The 18,958-nt window shown below is 69.9% G+C and carries 13 protein-coding genes; 10 read left to right on the forward strand and 3 right to left on the reverse strand.

Annotation, left to right across the window (positions count from 1 at the left end; all coding sequences use genetic code 11):
• Window positions 1-114: 114 nt before the first annotated feature.
• Window positions 115-756, forward strand: coding sequence for an urease accessory protein UreG (ureG, locus tag ACGFI6_RS32410; RefSeq protein WP_393125347.1), 642 nt, complete (start codon window positions 115-117; stop codon window positions 754-756).
• Entirely contained in the window at window positions 753-1,691 is a 939-nt protein-coding gene (locus ACGFI6_RS32415; protein ID WP_393125349.1) for an urease accessory protein UreD, read from the forward strand. Before ureG ends, ACGFI6_RS32415 begins: the two co-directional genes overlap by 4 nt.
• A gap of 10 nt (window positions 1,692-1,701) precedes the next feature.
• On the opposite strand, the gene ACGFI6_RS32420 is transcribed toward ACGFI6_RS32415, so the two are convergent.
• Window positions 1,702-3,108 carry a LuxR C-terminal-related transcriptional regulator gene (locus ACGFI6_RS32420; protein WP_393125351.1) on the reverse strand — a complete coding sequence of 469 codons (1,407 nt, stop codon included), beginning with the start codon at window positions 3,106-3,108 and terminating at the stop codon, window positions 1,702-1,704.
• Between the two features lie 179 nt (window positions 3,109-3,287).
• Between ACGFI6_RS32420 and ACGFI6_RS32425 the strand changes: the two genes are divergently transcribed.
• Window positions 3,288-6,134, forward strand: a complete 2,847-nt coding sequence (locus ACGFI6_RS32425) for an AAA family ATPase (RefSeq protein WP_393125353.1) — start codon at window positions 3,288-3,290, stop codon at window positions 6,132-6,134.
• A gap of 17 nt (window positions 6,135-6,151) precedes the next feature.
• Here the strand turns inward: ACGFI6_RS32425 and ACGFI6_RS32430 are convergent, their stop codons facing one another.
• Window positions 6,152-6,955 carry an SDR family NAD(P)-dependent oxidoreductase gene (locus ACGFI6_RS32430; protein WP_393125355.1) on the reverse strand — a complete coding sequence of 268 codons (804 nt, stop codon included), beginning with the start codon at window positions 6,953-6,955 and terminating at the stop codon, window positions 6,152-6,154.
• 199 nt (window positions 6,956-7,154) lie between these two features.
• Here ACGFI6_RS32430 and ACGFI6_RS32435 point away from each other — a divergent pair, with 199 nt between their 5' ends.
• Together ACGFI6_RS32435 and ACGFI6_RS32440 are read left to right on the forward strand one after the other, a co-directional pair.
• Window positions 7,155-8,033 (forward strand): alpha/beta fold hydrolase, encoded by an 879-nt coding sequence (locus ACGFI6_RS32435; RefSeq protein ID WP_393125357.1) that lies wholly within the window; start codon window positions 7,155-7,157, stop codon window positions 8,031-8,033.
• A gap of 10 nt (window positions 8,034-8,043) precedes the next feature.
• Window positions 8,044-10,731, forward strand: a complete 2,688-nt coding sequence (locus ACGFI6_RS32440; RefSeq protein ID WP_393125359.1) for an AAA family ATPase — start codon at window positions 8,044-8,046, stop codon at window positions 10,729-10,731.
• Here ACGFI6_RS32440 and ACGFI6_RS32445 read toward each other — a convergent pair.
• Window positions 10,707-11,936 carry a cytochrome P450 gene (locus ACGFI6_RS32445; protein WP_393125361.1) on the reverse strand — a complete coding sequence of 410 codons (1,230 nt, stop codon included), beginning with the start codon at window positions 11,934-11,936 and terminating at the stop codon, window positions 10,707-10,709. The genes ACGFI6_RS32440 and ACGFI6_RS32445 overlap by 25 nt on opposite strands.
• Before the next feature lie 189 nt (window positions 11,937-12,125).
• Here ACGFI6_RS32445 and ACGFI6_RS32450 point away from each other — a divergent pair, with 189 nt between their 5' ends.
• From ACGFI6_RS32450 to ACGFI6_RS32470, 5 genes are all read left to right on the forward strand, one after another.
• A complete protein-coding gene (locus ACGFI6_RS32450; RefSeq protein WP_393125363.1) occupies window positions 12,126-12,563 on the forward strand; it encodes a ribonuclease H in 438 nt (145 codons plus the stop codon).
• A 13-nt stretch (window positions 12,564-12,576) separates the two neighbouring features.
• On the forward strand, window positions 12,577-13,491 hold the full coding sequence (locus tag ACGFI6_RS32455; protein WP_393125365.1) for an SDR family NAD(P)-dependent oxidoreductase: 915 nt from the start codon (window positions 12,577-12,579) through the stop codon (window positions 13,489-13,491).
• 133 nt (window positions 13,492-13,624) lie between these two features.
• On the forward strand, window positions 13,625-14,401 hold the full coding sequence (locus ACGFI6_RS32460) for a phytanoyl-CoA dioxygenase family protein (RefSeq protein ID WP_393125367.1): 777 nt from the start codon (window positions 13,625-13,627) through the stop codon (window positions 14,399-14,401).
• A gap of 96 nt (window positions 14,402-14,497) precedes the next feature.
• The gene (locus ACGFI6_RS32465) at window positions 14,498-15,853 is read left to right on the forward strand and encodes a serine/threonine-protein kinase (RefSeq protein WP_393125369.1); all 1,356 of its coding nucleotides are present in this window, start codon (window positions 14,498-14,500) and stop codon (window positions 15,851-15,853) included.
• Between the two features lie 94 nt (window positions 15,854-15,947).
• The gene (locus ACGFI6_RS32470; protein ID WP_393125371.1) at window positions 15,948-18,908 is read left to right on the forward strand and encodes an AAA family ATPase; all 2,961 of its coding nucleotides are present in this window, start codon (window positions 15,948-15,950) and stop codon (window positions 18,906-18,908) included.
• The last annotated feature ends 50 nt before the right edge of the window (window positions 18,909-18,958 follow it).

Consider the following 18,958-nt stretch of genomic DNA (forward strand, 5'->3'; position numbering starts at 1 on the left):
TGAGGAGAGGGGTGCTCCATGGAGCAACACACGCATGGGCATGGACATGGACATGGACATGGACACGGGCATGGGCATGGGCATGAGCTCGAGCCGGTTCTGCGGTCGGCGTCGGTGCGGGCGCCGGGGATTCCGCGGATCGGGATCGGGGGACCGGTCGGTTCGGGCAAGACCGCGCTGATCGAGGCACTGGTTCCGCTGCTGATCGCGGCGGGTCATCGACCGGTGGTGGTCACCAACGACATCTTCACCAGTGAGGATGCGTTGCACGTACGACGTACTCTCGCCGGTGTCCTCGCGCCGGAACGAGTGGTCGGCGTCGAAACGGGTTCGTGTCCGCACACCGCGGTCCGCGACGACCCGACGATGAACCTGGACGCGGTCGCCGAGCTGACCGATCGCTTCACCGACGCGGATGTGGTGCTCGTCGAGTCCGGTGGTGACAACCTGACGCTGACGTTCAGCGCGACGCTCGCCGACTACTTCGTGTTCGTGATCGATGTTGCCCAGGGCGACAAGATCCCGCGCAAGCGGGGTCCCGGCGTGACGCATTCGGATCTCCTGGTGATCAACAAGGTCGACCTGGCCGAGCTGGTCCGGTCCGACCTGTCGGTGATGGATCGGGACGCCGGCGCCGTTCGGGACGGCCGGCCGTTCGTGTTCACCAACTGCTTCACCGGCGAAGGGCTCGGCGAGATCGCCGGCCGGATCGACGAGGTGATCACCAGGTTTGCGCCGGTCGCCGATCCGGTATGAGCGGACGGGACGACCGGGCGTGGTGCACACCGGCCGCGGTGCCCGAGGAGGTGCTCGCGTTCGATGCGCAGGTGACCGATGCGCTCGGGGTCGGCGCCGCGGGCAAGCTCGGCGTACTGGACCTGGCGCTGGCTCCGCGCGCCGGCCGAACCCGGGTTGTCAGGCAGTATCAGCGCTCCCCGCTGTACGTCTATCGGCCGATCTATCTGGATCCGCTGCGACCGGACATGGCTTTTGTTTTCCTGCAGCAGCAGGGCGATGGCTTCGTCCAGGGCGACCGGTACCGGGTGGATGTCGACTGCGCGGCGGGTGCGGCCGTCCATCTCACGACGCAGGCCGCAACAAAGGTCTTCAAGGCCCGGCACAACTTCGCGACCCAGTTGGTGAACCTCAGCGTCGGCGCCGGCGGCGTACTCGAGTACCTGCCTGACCCGGTGATCCCGTTCCAGGGTTCGCGGCTGTACCAGCGAACGTGCCTCACCGTGGCGCCTGACGCGACGGTGATCTTCGGCGAGATCCTCCTGCCGGGCCGGATGGCGCGCGACGAGTTCCATATGTACGACCTGTACTTGTCCGACACCGAAGTCCGTGATCCCGACGGGTCCTTGTGGTACGTCGACACGCTGCGGCTCAGGCCCGGTGAGATCGACGATCCGACTTCGGCAGGCGTACTCGGCGGCTATGACGTGGTGGCGACTCTGCAGGTGATCTGCTCCGCTACGCCGTCGTCCGAGGTGGTCGCGTTGCTTCGGGCCACGCTCGCGGACGTACCGGAGATCTTGGCGGGCGTGACCGAGCTGCCGGGCGGTCGCGGTGCAGCCGTACGGATCCTCGGCAGCACGTCGAGGGCAGTCCAGGCTGCAGTACGGACCGCTTGGGATCGGGCACGCATCGAGCTGCTCGGTGCACCGGCTCCTGATCTCCGCAAGGGGTGAGAGCCCGCGTTCAGGCGGACTGTTCGATGACGATGCGGGTGAGCTCGACGCGGGACGTAATGCCGAGCTTGCAGAAGGCTCGGCGGAGGTGGTGGGCCACGGTGTGCTGGCTGATGTACAGGCGGGCGGCGGCCTGCTTGTTGTTCAGGCCCTGCGCGACCAGGCCGGCGACCGTCTGCTCGGTACCGGTCAGGCTGTCCCATCCGGTGATCGGCTTGGCCTGGACGGTCTGCCAATGGCGGCTCCGGACTCCGAGCGCCCGCAGGCGACTGCGGACGCGGGCCTCGTCGCGATCCGCACCGGCTTCGCGGTAGCCCTGCAGCGCTTCTTCGAAGTGCAGGATCGCCTGGTCGGGCTCGCCGCGTTCGACGTACAGAACGCCGAGGTCCTCAGCCGGAAGAACTTGGACCGGAAGAGCTTGGACCGGAAGAGATTGGACCGGAAGAGATTGGACCGGGCTGGGGACGGACGGCGCGGGGGCTTCCAGGAGTGCCTCGTACTGGTGACGGAGCGCCGCGCGGGCCGGCCGTGGCACCAGGTCGCAGATCGCGCGGCGCAGCAGCGGCTGGCGAAACGCGAACGCGTCGTCCAGTGCGGTGGTGACCGCGGCGTCGAGCGTCTCCTCCAGCACCGGCAACAGCGCGGCCGGAGTCGTGCCGACCATCGTGCAGACGTCTTCGAGCCGGAATATCGGACCGATCACCGCCGCCGTCATCAGCACCTGCCGCGCCTGCTTGGTGAGGTCGGCAAGCCGTCTCCTGGCGAGGCGCTGCACGCGCTGGGGGAGTGCCGACAAACTGAGGCTCGCGTGTCCGTCGACCACCTCGACACCCTGCTCGTCGGACAGCCCGTCGAGCAGTTCGGTGACGAGTGCCGGGTTCCCGGCTGCGCCGGCGGCAAGCTCCGCCAGCGCGTCGTTCGGTGGTACGCCGAACCGGTCCGCGATGATCGCGCGCACCGCATCCGGCGGCAATGGATCCAGGGTGATCCTGACCCCGCCGGCCTTCTCCAACAGGTCGAACAGTTGGTCCGCTCCGTGGAGCACTGCGGTCGACCGGGCCAGCAGCCACGCGACGTGCCGCCCGGCGAGGTCACCCGGCAGCGTTCGGAGTGAGGCCAACGTGGCCGCACCCGCCAGGTGCAGATCGTCGATGCAGACCAGCACCGGCGCCGTCGCGATCCGCGCCCCGACTTCAGCACCTCGGGTCAGAACCGCGAACCCCTGGCCGGCGGCGACCTCGACGGACTGCCTGAGCACGGCGGACTTGCCGATCCCCGGCTCGCCGTCCACGAGGACCACCCCACCGGGCCCCCGGCGTGCCAGCTCGAGCAACTCGCACACAAGCTCCTGCTCGGTCGACCGACCGTGCACGCTGCTCGATGCGGGCGCCTGCATCGTTCGGCTGATCCCTGGCATGCCGCCAGCCTCGCGGGCGCCGCCCCTTCGACGCATCACCCGAACGAGTCATCTTGGCCGGTCGGCGACATCGTCCGTCACGCGAGCGCTACGGTCCGTCGTCAACTGGGGGAACCGGGGCTGCTGATGCCAAGATTGCCCCTTGACCCGTCAGCGAGCAAGGAACGAGGGACGCTGAAGTGAACGCCGGCGCCAGCGCTGGGCCGCAGGCAGTGCGCCTGCACGGCCGGGACGCCGAGATCGCGGCGCTGCAGGAGCGACTCGACGCCGTCCACGGCGGAGTCGGCGGCACCGTCCTCGTGACGGGACTGGCCGGTACGGGCAAGACCGTACTGCTCGACCAGCTCGAGCGGAGCGCCCTTGACGCGAAAGTCCGGGTGTTCCGAGGCGTCTGTGACATCGCAGGCCACGCGATCCCGTTCGGCCCGCTCTTCCAGGCGTTGGCGCACGGTCCGGATGCGCCCGTGGACCCGGCCGTACTGCGCGACCTCTCCCAGTCTCCCGACCAGCGATTCTGGCTCGTCCGTGAACTGCAGGAGGCGCTCGAGCGGTTCGCACTGGACTGTCCTGTCCTGATCTCGATCGATGACGTGCAGTGGGCCGACGAAGCAACGCTGGCCGCGCTCGGCACCCTCACCCGGCAACTCGCCGGCCACCAGGTCCTCTGGGTGCTGTCTGCGCGATCCGCGGACCGGATCGGCCCGGCGGGCACGATGTTGTCCCGGCTCGAGGCCGCAGGTGGTCTGCGGATCACCCTTGGTGCATTGAGCAATGCAGCGGTGAACCAGGTGGCGACCGATCTGCTCGGCGGGTCGCCGGACGCCCCGCTGCAGCAGGTTCTCGGAAGAGTCGAGGGCCATCCGTTCCTGCTGGTCGAGCTGCTGCGTGGTCTGCGGGACGAGCAACTGGTCGAGGTCACGGCCGGCTTGGCGCGGCGGACCGGGGCCCGGATACCGCTGCGGTTCGTCGACTCGATCAGCGAGCAACTTGCCGGATTGCCCGAGAGCACGCGAGGCGCGCTGGAGATGGCATCGGTCCTGGGTCGGCGGTTCTCGGCCGGTGAGCTCTCGACCCTGACCGGCCGGTCGCCTGCAGCTGTCTTCGGGGCACTGCGCGAAGCATTGGCCCTCGGCCTGGTCACCGAGGACGGCGACCGGATCGCGTTCCGTCACGACCTCGTCCGCGAGGCAGTCGAGGCGGCACTGCCCGCGACGGCACGGCAGAGCCTGCGACGACAAGCCGTCGACGTGATGTTGCGGCACGGCGCACCGCCGTCGGAGGTCGCAGAGCTCGTGATGGACATTGCCGGACCGGGTGACACCGAAGCGATCGCGATCCTGCGTAGGGCAGCGACCGAGACCGGCCGCGTGTCGTCGGCGATCGCCGGAGCCCTCAGCCGGCGCGCCCTGGAGCTGACGCCGCCCGGTGCCGCCGAACGCGGTCGGCTGACCGCGGAGACGCTGACCTATCTGGTCTTCGCCGGCAAGGCCGCTGAGGCAACGAGCCTGATCACCGTCGGCGCTCGGGATCTCGCCGACCCCGGAACGCAGGCCGAGGCGAGGCTGCAGGTTGCCATCCTGCTGACCCAGTACGCACTGGCCGACAGCGTCGATCAGTGCCGCCGCGCTCTCGACCTGCCCGGGCTGCCCGTCACACTGCGGATCCATCTGCAGATCAACCTGGCGCTGGCGCTCGACCTGCTCGGCGACGTTGCGGGTGCCGAGGAGTCGACCGCAGTCGCCACCGACCTCGCCCGGACCAGCGACGATCCGGCCGACGAAGTGATCACGTTGTTCCCGCGTTCGGCGCTGCTGCTCACGAGCGGGGCCTGGCGGGAGTCGCTCGAGCTCCTCGACCTGGCGGCCGCGCGGCAGCGCGATGTGCAGGTCGCGGTGGCGGTGAAGATCTGGCGGCTCGACAACTGGATCGCGATCATGTTCATCCGGCTGGCCCGGCTCGACGAGACGTTCGCGCTGATCGACGCCGGGCTGCGGGACGCGCAGCGCGAGGGCGTGGCGTCGCACCTGCGGAACTGGTCGATGATCCGCTGCCGGGCGATGTACGCCGCCGGCCGGCTCGACGACGCCCGCTCGGACGCGGAGGCCGCGATCGAGATGGCCGACGAGATCACCGTCGACGGCAGCTACGGCAACATCAATCAGCTCTGCCTGTACATCCTCGGCAGGGTCGCCCTGCACACCGGAGATCCAGCCGGACTTCACCAGGCCCGCCGGTCCGCGACCCAGCTCCTGCAAGCGCGAGGATGCCCATCGGCACAGTGGCTCGGCGCGTGGCTGATGGCGCTGGTGGCCGACGCCGACGGTGACTTCGGGCAGCTCAGCGGGATCGACGTGGAGTTGCTCGACCCGCTGGCCCGCGGAGCATTGAGCACGAGCAGCCCCCGGACGTACGCCGATGCTGCGGTCCTGACGCGCATTCTGCTCGCCGCGGACCGACGTACGGACGCTGAATCGGTCGTGGTCAACCTCGAGCGCTTCGCGGCCGCGCACCCGGACTTCCCGTTCCTCGACAGCGCTGCCCTGCAGGCGCGCGCGGTGCTCGACGCCGACGCAGAGGTCGCGCTGCGGGCTGTGGCCCGCAGCAACGGTGATCCGCGCCCACTCGTGCTCGGCGCAGTCCTCGAGGACGCCGGACGGTTGCTGCCGGACGCCAGGACGCCGGAAGCGGTGCCGCTGCTCGAGTCGGCGCTCTCGCTGTACGCGGATGCGGGCGCTCAGCGGGACGTATCGCGGGTGCGCAGCCTGCTCCGCATCCGCGGTGTACGTCCCGCCGTCCGCGGCCCCCGTTCTGCACCGCAGTGGCCCGAACTGACCGAGTCCGAGTTCGCCGTCGTCGGCCTGGTCGCGCGGGGCGCGACGAACCGTGAGGTTGCCGAGCAGCTCTTCCTCTCGCCGTACACGGTCAACTCGCACCTACGGCACGTGTTCGGCAAGCTCGGCATCCGGTCCCGCGTCGAGCTTGCCCGGATCGCCACCGAGCGCGGAACGCCCGCACAACCAGGCTGACCCCCGTTGCGGCGCGGTCAGTTGCGGCCGGCCATCACTCCGCCGTCTACGTTCCAGATCGCGCCGGTGACCCAGTCGGTTGCGGGGGAGAGGAGGAAGGTGATGGTGTTCGCGACGTCGCGTGGGGTGCCTGCGCGGCCGATCGGGTGCATCGGGTCGAAGCTGTGCAGGGTCATCTCGAGCTGGTCGGCCGGTACGAACTTCTCGTAGATCGGCGTCGCCACCACGGCCGGCGCGACCGCGTTGACGCGGATCTTGTGCGGTGCGAGCTCGAGCGCCAGGTTGTGGGTCAGGGCGTGGATCCCGCCCTTGGCCACCGAGTAGCCCGACGACGGGGTCAGCCCGATCGCCTGGTGGGCCCACATGCTCCCGATGTTGACGATCGACCCGCCGCGGCCGCTGTCCGCCATCCCCTGTGCGACCGTCTGGGTCAGGAAGAAGATCGCGCGGTTCAGGTCCTGGTACGCGTCGTAGTCCTCGGGGCCGTACTCGAGGAACGGCTTCGGCAGGAACAGGCCGGCGGCGTTCACCAGCAGGGTCGCGTCCGCATGCTCACCCGCCAGCCGCTGCCGGGTGTCCTCGACCGCCGCCGGGTCCGACAGATCGGCGGTGATGCCGAACGCGCGGCCTTCGCCGCCCAGCTCCTTCACGGTCGCCTCGACCTTCGAGGCGGTCTGGCCGATGACGACCGCGGTCCCGCCGGCGGCCGCGACGTCGAGTGCGGTCTGGCGCCCCATCCCGCTGCTGCCGCCGACCACGATCAGCTTCTGTCCGGCGAAGACCTCTCCGGTCTCCATCCGGTCGAGCCAGTTCACGCTCATGAATGTTTCCTTCCGCTTCGCGCCTGTGGGCGGCCGTCGCGGCGCCCTGGTAATCAGCACCATCGCGCCTGCGGCACCGGTTCCACATCGTCAGAACGGGGGTGCGCGGACCTTGTCAGGCTTGACGATGTGGCCCGCGGACGTGGTCGCGAGGATGACTCCGCACCACCAGCAACCGATGCAGGGGAGAGGGTCCGAGATGACCGAGATTCACTACCGGTACGCCGAGGTCGACGGCCGGCGGCTGTTCTACCGGGAGGCCGGCGCGCCGGAGGCTCCGGTGCTCCTGCTGCTGCACGGGTTCCCGACCAGCTCCTTCATGTTCCGCGGGCTGATCCCGGCGCTCGCGGACCGCTACCGCGTCATCGCGCCGGACCTGCTCGGGTTCGGGTTGTCGGATGCGCCGTCGACAGAGGAGTTCGACTACACGTTCGACGCGCTCGCGGCGTTGACCGCCGAGCTGGTGCAGTCGGTCGGCATCACCTCGTACGCGATGTATGTGCACGACTACGGCGCACCGATCGGCTGGCGGCTGGCGTTGTCCCGGCCGGAAGCGATCACCGCGATCATCAGCCAGAACGGGAACGGGTACGACGAGGGGTTCGTCGAGGGGTTCTGGAAGACGGTCTGGGCCTACCAGGCAGATCAGACCGCAGCCACCGAGGCAGCGATCCGCGAAGCCCTGACGCTGGACGTGACCCGCTGGCAGTACGTGACGGGTGTTCCGGACGAGACGCTCGTCAGCCCGGACACCTGGCACCACGACTTCGAGAAGCTGTCGCGACCCGGCAACGACAGGATCCAGCTCAAGCTGTTCCTGGATTACGCCAGCAACCCAGCGATGTATCCGCAGCTTCACGAGTACTTCCGCAAGCACCGGCCGCCGCTCCTCGCCGTGTGGGGCAGCGGTGACCCGATCTTCGGTCCGGAGGGCGCCAAGGCGTTCGCGAAGGACCTTCCGGACGCGGAGATCAAACTGCTCGACGGCGGGCACTTCCTGCTCGAGAGCGCACTCGACCAGGTCAGTGAGCTGATCGGCGACTTCCTGGCCCGGCACGTTCGGCCGACGGCGATGTGAGGTCCGCGCCATGTCGGTCGACGGAACGATTGCGCGAGGTAAGGACCCGGACCTGGTCGGGCGAGAGCCGGCCCGGGCGCGGATCCGGCAGTTGCTTGCAGCAACGTTGGACGGGCACAGCGCGGTGCTCGTCGTACGGGCCGCGGCCGGGCTCGGGAAGACCGCTTTGCTGGAGGATGTCGCGACAGCCGCGACCGAGCACCGCGTCGTGCGGGTCCGCGGGACCGCGGCCGAGACCGATCTCCCGTACGCCGCATTGCACCTGCTGTGCTCGGCCTTGCCCGTGGAACTCGGCGAGCTCGACGGACACCAGCGGGAGGCCCTGGAGATCGTGGTGGGCCTGCGCGGCGGGCCGGCACCCGATCGCTTCCTGGTCTGCGTCGCGGTGCTGGAGTTGCTTGTCCGTGCGGCACACAAGCGGCCCGTGCTGTGTGTCGTGGACGACGCGCAATGGCTTGACGACGAGTCCGCGTATGTGCTCGGTTTCGTGGCGCGTCGGGTCGGGCCGGTCCCGATCGCTGTGCTGTTCGCGGACCGCGGTAACTTGTTCGCCGAGCTGCCCGAGCTCGTACTCGAAGGCTTGAACCATGCCGACGCGTACCAGTTGGTGCGGTCCGTGCTGCCGATCGCGCTCGACGAGGCTGTCCTCGAGCGGCTGGTCGTGGAGTCCAGGGGCAACCCGCGCGTACTGCGGGAGTCGGTGCTCGGGGTGTCGCCGGTAGAACTCGCCGGGGGCTACCGTCCACCCTCCTCGATCGGCCTTGAAATGCTCGACGGGCTCACGCCGGAGAGCCGTTCCCTGCTGACGCTTGCGTCCGCCGAGCCGTTGGGCGACCCGGTCCGACTGTGGCGCGCGGCGGCCGGCCTCGGCATCCGGGCGCGTGCGGCCCAGCAACTGGAGGCGGCGAACCTGGTGTCGTTCGGCGCCTGGGTGTCCTTTCGCGATCCGGGGCTGCGTGGAACAGTCTACTGGCACACCTGCGTGGAAGAACGCCGTCGAGCCCATGCCGCACTGGCGGCCGCGACCGATCCGGTCACCGAGCCGGATCGGCGGGTGTGGCACCTGGCTCACAGCCAGATCGCACCGGATGACGCGGTTGCGGACGAGTTGATGGCCGCGATCGACCGGAGTCGGGCACGGGGCGGTCTGCCCGCTGCGGCGGCGTTCCTGGAGCAGGCTGCCATCTGCACCGCGGACCCTTCGCTTCGTGTCGAACGGGCAGTCCTGGCGGCCGAGACGTACCACGCTGCCGGAGCGGTCGATGACGCGGTACGCCTGCTCGCCATCATTGAGCTCGGTTCACCGGGAGACCTCGCTCAGGCCCGGGCGGAGCGCGTCCGGGCGCGGATGGCCTTCGACGCGAGTCGCCGGCGACCTGCCGTCGGACAACTGCTGACGGCCGCCGAACGGATCGATGCCGCAGGCAATGCGCCGGCCACCTCGGCGTACCTCGAAGCACTGGGTGCGGCGGTCTTCACGGGCTGCGCGGATCTCACACGCGCAATCGTGACCTCGCCGGCTGTTCACGAGGCCGGTGACGACCGGTTGCTGGCCGCGGTGGCGGAAAGGTGCACGGCCGGGTATGCCGCAGCGGTCGAACCGCTCAAGCTCGCCGTCAAGACGCTCGACTGCGACGACTGGGACGGCGCCCGATCGCGGCTGCTGGCTTGTCTGGTCGCGCCGGACCTGTGGGACGACGCCGGCTGGCACCGCCTGACGAGCGCGGAGCTCGTGCATGCGCGGAGTGCCGGCGCTCAGACATTGTTGCCGTACGCACTCACTCAGCGCGCTCTCGTGGAGATCCAGAGCGGCTGGCTCACCGAAGCACAGGCGCTGGTGGACGAGGCAAAGTCGCTCGCCGACAACGCGGGTACTCCGCCGTTCTCGTACGCGCGATCGTTGCTCGAAGCCTGGCGCGGACACTCGTCGGAGGCAACGGCTCCGCGCGAAGGTGTGGCCGCAGCGGTGGAACGTTATGCCGCAGCGGTCCTCAACAACGGACTTGGCTCGTACCAGGAAGCCGTCGCCTCGACGCGCCCCGCGCTGGAGGGCGACACGCTCGAACTACAAGGCTGGTCGCTTGCCGAACTCGTGGAGGCTGCTGTGCGCTCCGGCGACCAGCGCCTCGCGATGGAAGCCGCCGAGCGGTTGTCGGACCGCACCCGCCTGTGCCGAACGGAATGGGCGATGGGCGTCGAAGCGCAATGCCTTGCGCTTGTGCGCGACGGTGCAGCGGCTGAGGACCTGTACGTGGAGGCGATCGCTCAACTCGGCCGCTGCCGCGTCAAGACCCAACTCGCCCGTGCGCAGTTGCTGTACGGCGAATGGTTGCGCAGGCAAGGCCGACGCTGCGACGCCCGCGAACCGCTGCGCGCCGCCCAGGCGTCGTTCCGGGCGATGGACGCCGGCGCCTTTGCGCAGCGAGCCGAGCGGGAGCTGCTCGCGACCGGCGAGCGCGCCCGCCCACGCGGTCCGGAGCATGCCTACCGGCTGACGCCGCAGGAGGCCAGGATCGCGTCGCTGGCGCGCGACGGCCGATCCAATCCGGAGATCGCGACCACGCTGTCGATCAGCCCGAGAACCGTCGAGTACCACCTGCACAAGGTCTACATCAAGCTCTCCGTGACGTCCCGGAACGAGCTGCACCTCGCCCTCGCCGACGTCACCGGAGATCAGGCCGACGCGGTGCCTAGGTGAACCGGGAGTGTGCTGTGGCCGTTGCCCAGGATGCTGGGGAGTGGTTCGAGTTCGTCGACTCCGACGGCGAGGGACAGGCCGGGGAAGCGTTCGAAGAGCCGGGGGAGGGCGATGGCCGCTTCGGCACGCGCCAGCGGAGCGCCCAGGCAGTAGTGCACACCGTGGCCGAAGGCAACGTTCCGCTTGTCGGCCCGGGTCACGTCGAAGATCTTCGCGGTCTCGCCGTGCAGCTCGGGATCCCGGCTCGCGGCGCCGTACGACGCCAGAATGGCATCGCCCTTGCGGATCGTCTCCCCGGTCGGGAGCGGGATGTCCTCGACCGCGTACCGCATCGGCATCTGGCTCACCGGTGAGGCGAACCGCAGGGTCTCCTCGACGACGGCCGACCACTCGACGCCGCCGGTCCGGACGAGTTCGCGCTGGCCGGGGTTCGCGAGCAGGGCGGTGACCGCGGAGTCGAGCAGGTTGATGGTGGTCTCGTACCCGGCCGCGATCACGAGCAGCAGCGTGTCGACCAGCTCGGTCTCGGTGAGTGCGGAGCCGTCGCCCTCGTCGTCGCGGGCCGCGATCAGCGCACTGGTCAGGTCGTCGGCCGGCTCGGAGCGCTTCAGCGCCACGAAGTCGTGCAGCATCGCATAGGCGTCCTTCGTGGCCTGTACGGCTTCGTCGGCGGTGTTCGTGGTGTCCCAGATCCGGTCGATGCTCTCCCGGAACCCGGTACGCATAGTCGTTGGGATACCCAACAGATCGCTGATGACCGCGACCGGCAGCTGGGCCGCGAACGACTGGCGCAGGTCCACAGGCCCCGGCGTCCGCGCTACGAGCGCATCGAGCAGCGCGTCGGTGTTCGCCTCGATCGCCGGCAGGAGTTGCGCCGTACGACGTCCCGAGAAGGCCGGACTGACCAGGCGGCGCAGGCGGCGATGGTCCTTGCCGTACGCGGTGAACATGTTGTCGACCGAGACCTGCAGGTACAGCGGCCACTTGCCGACGATGTCACCGTTGATGAACCGCGGCCAGTGCTGCCGCGGGTCCTTCGACACCCGGCTGTCGCTGAGCAACTGGACGAGCAGGTCGTGATGCCCGATCGCCCAGGCCTTCTCGCCGAGGACGTCGACGACGACCGGGCCCGCCGAACGGTGCAGCACGTCCTCCTCGGCGAGGCGCCGGCGTCCGCTCGGATCAAGGATGAGGGGATTGTCCATGCCTGGATCATCGTCGCGGAACGCGAGCCGGACACGGCCGTACGACGCCTGTAAGTGGGCCGTAACCCTTGCGCCCGCAGACCGGTCGTGCGACTCGGGAGTTCCCTGATGCGGGCCGGCCCGACCCGATCCGAGTACTGTTGCGCCCTGATGCCTACTACTCGCGCTCGCCGTCCCCGTCCAGCCGACATGACTGTCCCGGTCGGTGCCCGCTCGGTCTACACCGACGGCGCCTGCTCCGGCAATCCCGGTCCCGGAGGCTGGGCCTGGGCGCTGTCCACGACCGAGTACGCCGCCGGCAACGAGGTCCCGTCCACGAATCAGCGGATGGAGATCCGGGCCGCGCTCGAGGCCGTCCGGACGATCGACGGCCCGCTGCTCGTGGTCTCGGACTCGACGTACGTCGTCAACTGCTTCCGCGACCGCTGGTACCGGGGCTGGCTCGACCGCGGCTGGCTCACCTCCGCGAAGAAGCCGGTCGCCAACCGCGATCTGTGGGAGCCACTCGTCGAGCTGGTGACCGACCGCGGTGACGTCGCCTTCCAGTGGGTCAAGGGCCACTCCGGCGACAAGATGAACGACTTCGTCGACAGCCTCGCCGTGGCCGCCAGCACCTCCCAACACTGAGCGGATTTGTGCAATGGCGGACTGGGGCGACGGGGACATCGCGGATCAGAGCGGCCGTACGGTTGTGGTTACCGGGGCGAACTCGGGGCTTGGGTTGCGGGCGGCGACGGTTCTGGCCGCGAAGGGAGCACGGGTCCTGCTTGCCTGCCGGTCGCGGGAACGCGGTGAGCGCGCCGCGGCGGCGGTCGGCGGCGAGCTCGTCCTGCTCGACCTCGCCGACCAGGCCTCCGTACGGGCGGCCGCGGCGAAGATCGAGGATCGTACGGGTGGCCGCGTCGACCTGCTGATCGACAACGCGGGCATCCCGGCAGGCCGGTTGGAACGGACCGTCGACGGGCACGAGTCGATCCTCGCCACGAACTATCTGGGGCACGTCGCGCTGACGTGGCTGCTGATGCCGGCGCTGCGGGCCGGGAAGTCCGCGCGCGTCGTGACCGTGTCCAGCATCGCGCAGCGCGGGAAGGGCTTCGACGTCGAGGACCTGAACTTCGAGCGCCGGCGGTTCCGGATGGCGTACGCCTACTCGCAGTCGAAGCTGGCCGTGCTGATGTTCGCCCTGGAACTGCAGGAACGCCTCGCCGCCGAGGGCTCGCCGGTGCTGAGCGTCGCCGCACACCCGGGCTTCACCGGCACCGAACTCGGCGCGGCCGGTGCGCGCAACCAGGGCCTCGGCGCGCTCGCGAGACCGCTGAACGCGCTGACGAAGGCCCTCTCCCAATCGGTGCCCGAGGGCACTCTGCCGATCCTGTACGCGGCGACCGCACCCGACGTCCGCGGCGGCGACTACTACGGTCCCCGGAAGTACGGCGAATTCTTCCGCGGAGTCGGTCCGGCCCGGATCGACCCGCGCGCCCAGGACCAGGCACTGCGCGCCCGCCTCTGGGAGCAGACCGCCGCCCTGACCGGTGTCCACCCGGACCCCGCCTGAGCGGCGACGACGAGCCGGCCACTGCGGCTGACCTGGCTGAGGGGGGCCAATCTGTGGCGGTTGGCTCTTTATCGGCGGCGGGGTGCGGGTGAGAATTAACCGGTTTACCCACCAGGGACAAGGGGACACATCGATGCTCGATCCCGTCGTCGACAAAGGTCAGCTGACCGAGACCGATCGCTTCATCTTCGAATCGTGGGGCTACTTCATCATCCCGAACGTCCTGAGCAAGGACGAGGCCGCGGAGGCGTACGACGTCTCGCAGCGGCTGCACCAGGACCGCGACCGTGAGTTCGGGCAGATCGGCCGGACCTACGAGAACGAGCCGGTGCTCGAGCGGCTGATCGACCACCCCGACGTGCTTCCGAAGGTGCAGGGTCTGCTCGGGGACCGCTTCGTGCTGCAGGCCGGCTGGAACACGATGCAGCCGGCGCATGCGGGCAACGGCGGCTGGCACCAGGACGGCTCGTCCGCGTTCGACTTCAAGGAGCTCGGGTACCCGGTTCCACTGATTCAGCTCCGGGTGTCCTACCTGCTCACCGATCAGACTGTGCCCGGGATGGGCAACATGGAGCTGATCCCCGGCAGCCACCGCTCGCGGGTTCCGTTGCCCGACTCGGTGCGCAAAAGCAAGGGCGATGTGCCGATCGGGCATGTGATCTGCGCCGAGGCCGGGGCTGCGCTGGTGTTCCACAACGGCGTGTGGCACCGCACCTTCCGCCACGACGGCGACTACGACCGCTTCACGACGCACTACGTCTACAGCCCGCCGTGGGTCCGGATGGCGGACCGGTTCGGCAACGACCCCGAGTTCCTCGAGCGCACCACGCCGCTGCGGCGTGCATTGCTCGGCGAGTTCGAGCGGCCTGACGCTCCGTTCGGCGCCAACTACGACCCGTTGCCCATCTGACACCCGAGCCCACGCCGCCCGGCAGTTGAGCCAGGAGATAAGCTGGCAGTTTGCTGGAGTGGCGTGGGCTGGTGGTCGTGTGGGTACGGGGGATGGATGCTGATCGCGGAGCGGTACCGGTTGGGCGCGTCCTTGGGACGTGGCGGGATGGGGGAGGTGTTCCGCGCCCGGGACGAGTCGCTCGGGCGTGAGGTCGCGGTCAAGCTGATGCTCGGATCCGGCGAGGACACGTCGGCGGCCGAGCGGTTCCGGCGCGAGGCGCGGGCGGCCGCGCGGCTGAGCGATCCGCACATCGTGGCCGTGTACGACTTCGGCCAGTACGACGACACGTACTACCTGGTGATGGAGCTGGTCGAGGGCCGCTCGGTCGGCGCCGAGCTGGCCGAGAGCGGTTCGCTGCCGTGGGACCGGGCGGTCACGATCGTCGAGCAGGCCGCCGCCGGGCTGGCGGTCGCGCACGCGCAGGACGTCGTCCATCGCGACATCAAGCCCAGCAACCTGATGGTCGCGGCGGACGGCACCGTGAAGGTCGCCGACTTCGGGATCGCCCAGATGGCCGGCGCCGAGGCGAACGAGCTGACGGTCACCGGTGAGATTCTGGGCAGTCCGCCCTACCTCGCGCCCGAGCGTGCGCGAGGTCTGCAGGCAGGTCCGGAAGCGGACGTGTACGCGCTGGGCTGCGTGCTGTACCAGCTGGTGACCGGTCGGCCGCCGTTCGTCGGAGACCATCCGGCTGCCGTGCTCTATCAGCATGTCGATGCAGATCCGGTTCCGCCGAGTGAGCTGGATCCGGAGCTGGCCGGCCCGTACGAGGCGCTGCTCCTGCGCATGCTGGCGAAGGCGCCCTGGGAGCGGCCGACTGCGGCGCAGCTCACGGAGATGCGAGGCGCCGCCGAGTTGTTCCCCACGGCCCCGCTCCCCAGCGGAGCTGGCCCGGACGCACCTGCTGAACCACCAGCTGGACCGGCGGCCGGAGCACCCGCCGGCGATCAGCCGGCCCGGCGCCGGACGGCGATGATCGCTGCCGCTGCCGCGCTGGTCCTCGCCGCTGTGGTCGGGGCGGGCCTTGCCCTGCGGCACGCCGGGGACGACCAGCCGCCGACCGTCGACGTCGGCCCGCAGCCGAGCAAGACCACCGGTACGCCGAGCGCGAGCACGACCGAGCCGACGACGGAGCAGACCCAGCCCGGCCCGGTCAACGAGACGACGCAGAACACACCGACCGCGCCGTCCGCGAGCCTGCCGAGCGCCACACCCAGCACGCCGTCGGCCACACCGACAACCACGCCGCCGTCACCGACCACCTCACCTAGCACAACCCCGAGCCCGACGCCGACCAAGTCCTCCACGTCGCCCACACCGTCGTCGACTCCCACCTCGGAAACCCCCACCCCCACGCCAACCCCAAAGCCCTCAGACACCCCAGCCCCATCCGGCACCCCAACGCCATAGCACCTCGAGATGGCGACCGCGCGGCCGGTGCGTGCCGCCGGACGGCGACGGGCAATCGGTTGCGCGGAGGGTGATTGGCGGATCATCATCACGCATGGTTCCCGTGACGTCTGCTGCCGACGGAAGTCCGCCGACCGTGACGACACCGGCGTTCGTCGGGCGCAGCCGGGAGCTCGCCGCCCTCACCGGCGCACTGGCCCAGGCGCCGGCTGTCGTGCTGGTAGAGGGCGAGGCAGGCATCGGGAAGAGTCGTCTGCTGCAGGAGTGGACGGCCGAGGTCCCGCATCGCGAACGCCAGGTTCTGATGGCGGTCTGCCCGCCACTTCGGGAGTCGCTGACGCTGGGTCCGATCGTCGACGCGTTCCTCGGAACCCACCAATCGGTGGCCGATATCGGACTCACCGACCTGACCGGCGCGCTACGACCGCTGTTCCCCGAGTGGTCCGCCGACCTCCCGCCAGCCCTGGAGCCGCTCGAGGATGCCAAGGCGGCCAGGCATCGCCTGTTCCGAGCACTGGCCGAGCTGCTCCGGGCGCTGCACCTGGACCTGCTGGTGGTCGAGGATGCGCATTGGGCAGACGAGGTGACCCTCGAGTTCCTGCTGTTCCTCACCTCACGACAGCAGAACGGCGGTCCGAACCTCGTAGTCACGTACCGGCCCGAGGAGGTCGACGACCAGTCGCTGCTACTGCGGCTGTCGTCCCGGCTGCCCGCGGGCGTCACGCAGTTGCGGGTGGCGTTGACGCCGCTCGACGAGGACCAGACCGCCGCGCTCGTGTCGTCGATGCTCGACGGAAAGCCGATGTCGGCGGAGTTCAGCTCATTCCTTCACGAGCGGACCGAGGGCGTCCCGCTGGCCGTGGAGGAGTCGGTACGGCTGCTCTGCGACCGCGCGGATCTGGTCTTCCGCGACGGGCAATGGGTGCGGCTGAGTCTCCGCGAGCTACAGGTGCCACCCACCGTCCGGGACTCGACGCGGGAACGCGTCGGACGGCTGTCACCGGCCGCGCGCTCGGCGCTCCAAGCGCTGGCGACCCTCGCCGAACCGTCCACCGAAAGCACATTGGCGGTGACCGCGGACGTGGCCGCCGAGGAGTGCCGGTCGGGCATCACCGAGGCGTACGAGGCCGGCATGGTGATCGGCGACGACGCGGCCCGCTGGCGATTCCGGCACATGCTGGCGGCCGCTGCGGTGTACGAGACGATTCCCCGCACCGAGCGCCGGTTCCTTCACCTCCGGGCCGGCCGAGCGCTCGAGGACCTCGATTCGCCGCCCGTCGCCCAGCTCGCCCGCCATTTCCGCGAAGCGGGGGAGACCGGCCCCTGGATGCAGTACGCCGAGCAGGCGGCGCAGCGCGCGCTGGCCTCCGGTGACCACACCACAGCGGTCGTACTCCTCGACGACCTGTTGTCGACCGCGCGGCTTCCCGCACCGGACACAGCACGCGTCGCCCGAACCGCCGCGGTGGCAGCACTGGGCCGCCGGGACTCGGTCGACGAGGTGCACGGCCGGGTGGTCCGGACCCTGCGCGAGGTGCTCGACTCGGCCGATCTCACCGCTCGTCAACAGGCTGAGATCCGAAACCCGCTCGGCCGGTTGCTGATCAACCTGGGCGAGGCGCAGGCAGCCCTCACCGAGCTCGAGCGATCGGTGACCGACCTCGATCACGACCCGGTCGAAGCGGCCAAGGCGATGACGTTCCTGGGCTGGGCGTACGCCGGACCGTGGCCCGCCTCGACGCACCTGCACTGGCTCGAACGCGCCGCCGAACTCGCTCCCAAGATCGACCAGCCGGCGGACCGGTTGTCGTTGGCCGGGAACCGCGTCGCGGCACTGCTGATGCTCGGCGAAGAGGCAGCCTGGGACCTGGTGTCCGGGCTGCCCACGCAAGGCGCGACGTCCGCGGAACGGTTCGACCTGGCGCGGATCAACGCCAACATCGGCACGGGTGCGCTGGTCTGGGGCCGCTACCCCGAGGCTCAGCACCACCTGACCGTCGCGCTCGACCTCGCGGAGGCCGAGCAGGCCTCGCGGTTGCGCTACAACGTCCTTCTAGAGCTGGCCAACCTCGACTGGTTCTCCGGCCAGTGGGAAGGCCTGGCCGAGCGCGCCACCGCCTTGGCCGAGGCGGATCAGGATCGACCGAGCATCTACCTGGCGAGCATCCGGCTGACGGCGCGTCTGGCCGCGGCGGCCGGCAGGCGTCGGGTCGCGGAGGAGCAGTTCCAGCTGGTACTGGACGAGGCCGCCCGGCTCGGCGCGGTCGACGACACCATGGAGGCGGCTGCGGCGCTGGCGCGGCTGTGGCTCGCGGACGGCGACAGCGATCGGGCCTTGCGGATCACCCAGCAACCGATAGAAACCGTTCGGACCAAGGAAGTCTGGGTCTGGGCGACCGATCTCGCGCCGGCCCGGGTCGCCGCGCACATCGCCGCCGGACAGGTGGATCAGGCAACTGATCTCACCCAGCGCTTCGCCCGCGGCCTGGACGGTCGGCGCGCGCCCGCGCCGCACGCAGCGCTCGCGGCCTGCGTGGCGCAACTGGCGGCCGCGGCCGGCGACCACGAGGGAGCATCGGCCGGCTGGGCGCGTACTGCGCAGGCCTGGGACGAACTGCCGCGGCCGTACGAAGCCTTGCTCGCCCGCGAATACCAGGCCGAAGCGCTCCTCGCTTCGGACCGGGGCACTGAGGGTCGGGACCTGTTGGGCGAGATCTACGAGCCGCTGTTCCGGCTCGGCGCTCGCGGTGATGCCGACCGCGTTGCACAGCGCCTCCGCGACCACGGCGCGGAGATGCCGCGACTGTGGAGGGGAGGCCGTCGCGGGTACGGCGACGAGCTCTCGCCGCGCGAGCTCGAAGTGGTCCGGTGGGTCGCGGCCGGCAAGACCAACCGCGAGATCGCCCGGATCCTGACGAAGTCTCCGGCGACCGTGGACCAGCAGCTGCGCTCCGCGATGCGCAAGCTCAAGGTGACCTCGCGGACCGCGCTGGCGGTGGCCGCCGTCGAGGCCGGAGTACTCACTGAAGAGAGCGGCCCGGCCGACGAGTCATGATCTTTGACGCATCCGCTGGATAGCTAGCATCCGGCCGATCGCGGAGCATG

It is taken from the genome of Kribbella sp. NPDC048928 (assembly GCF_043197975.1).
Taxonomy (GTDB): domain Bacteria; phylum Actinomycetota; class Actinomycetes; order Propionibacteriales; family Kribbellaceae; genus Kribbella.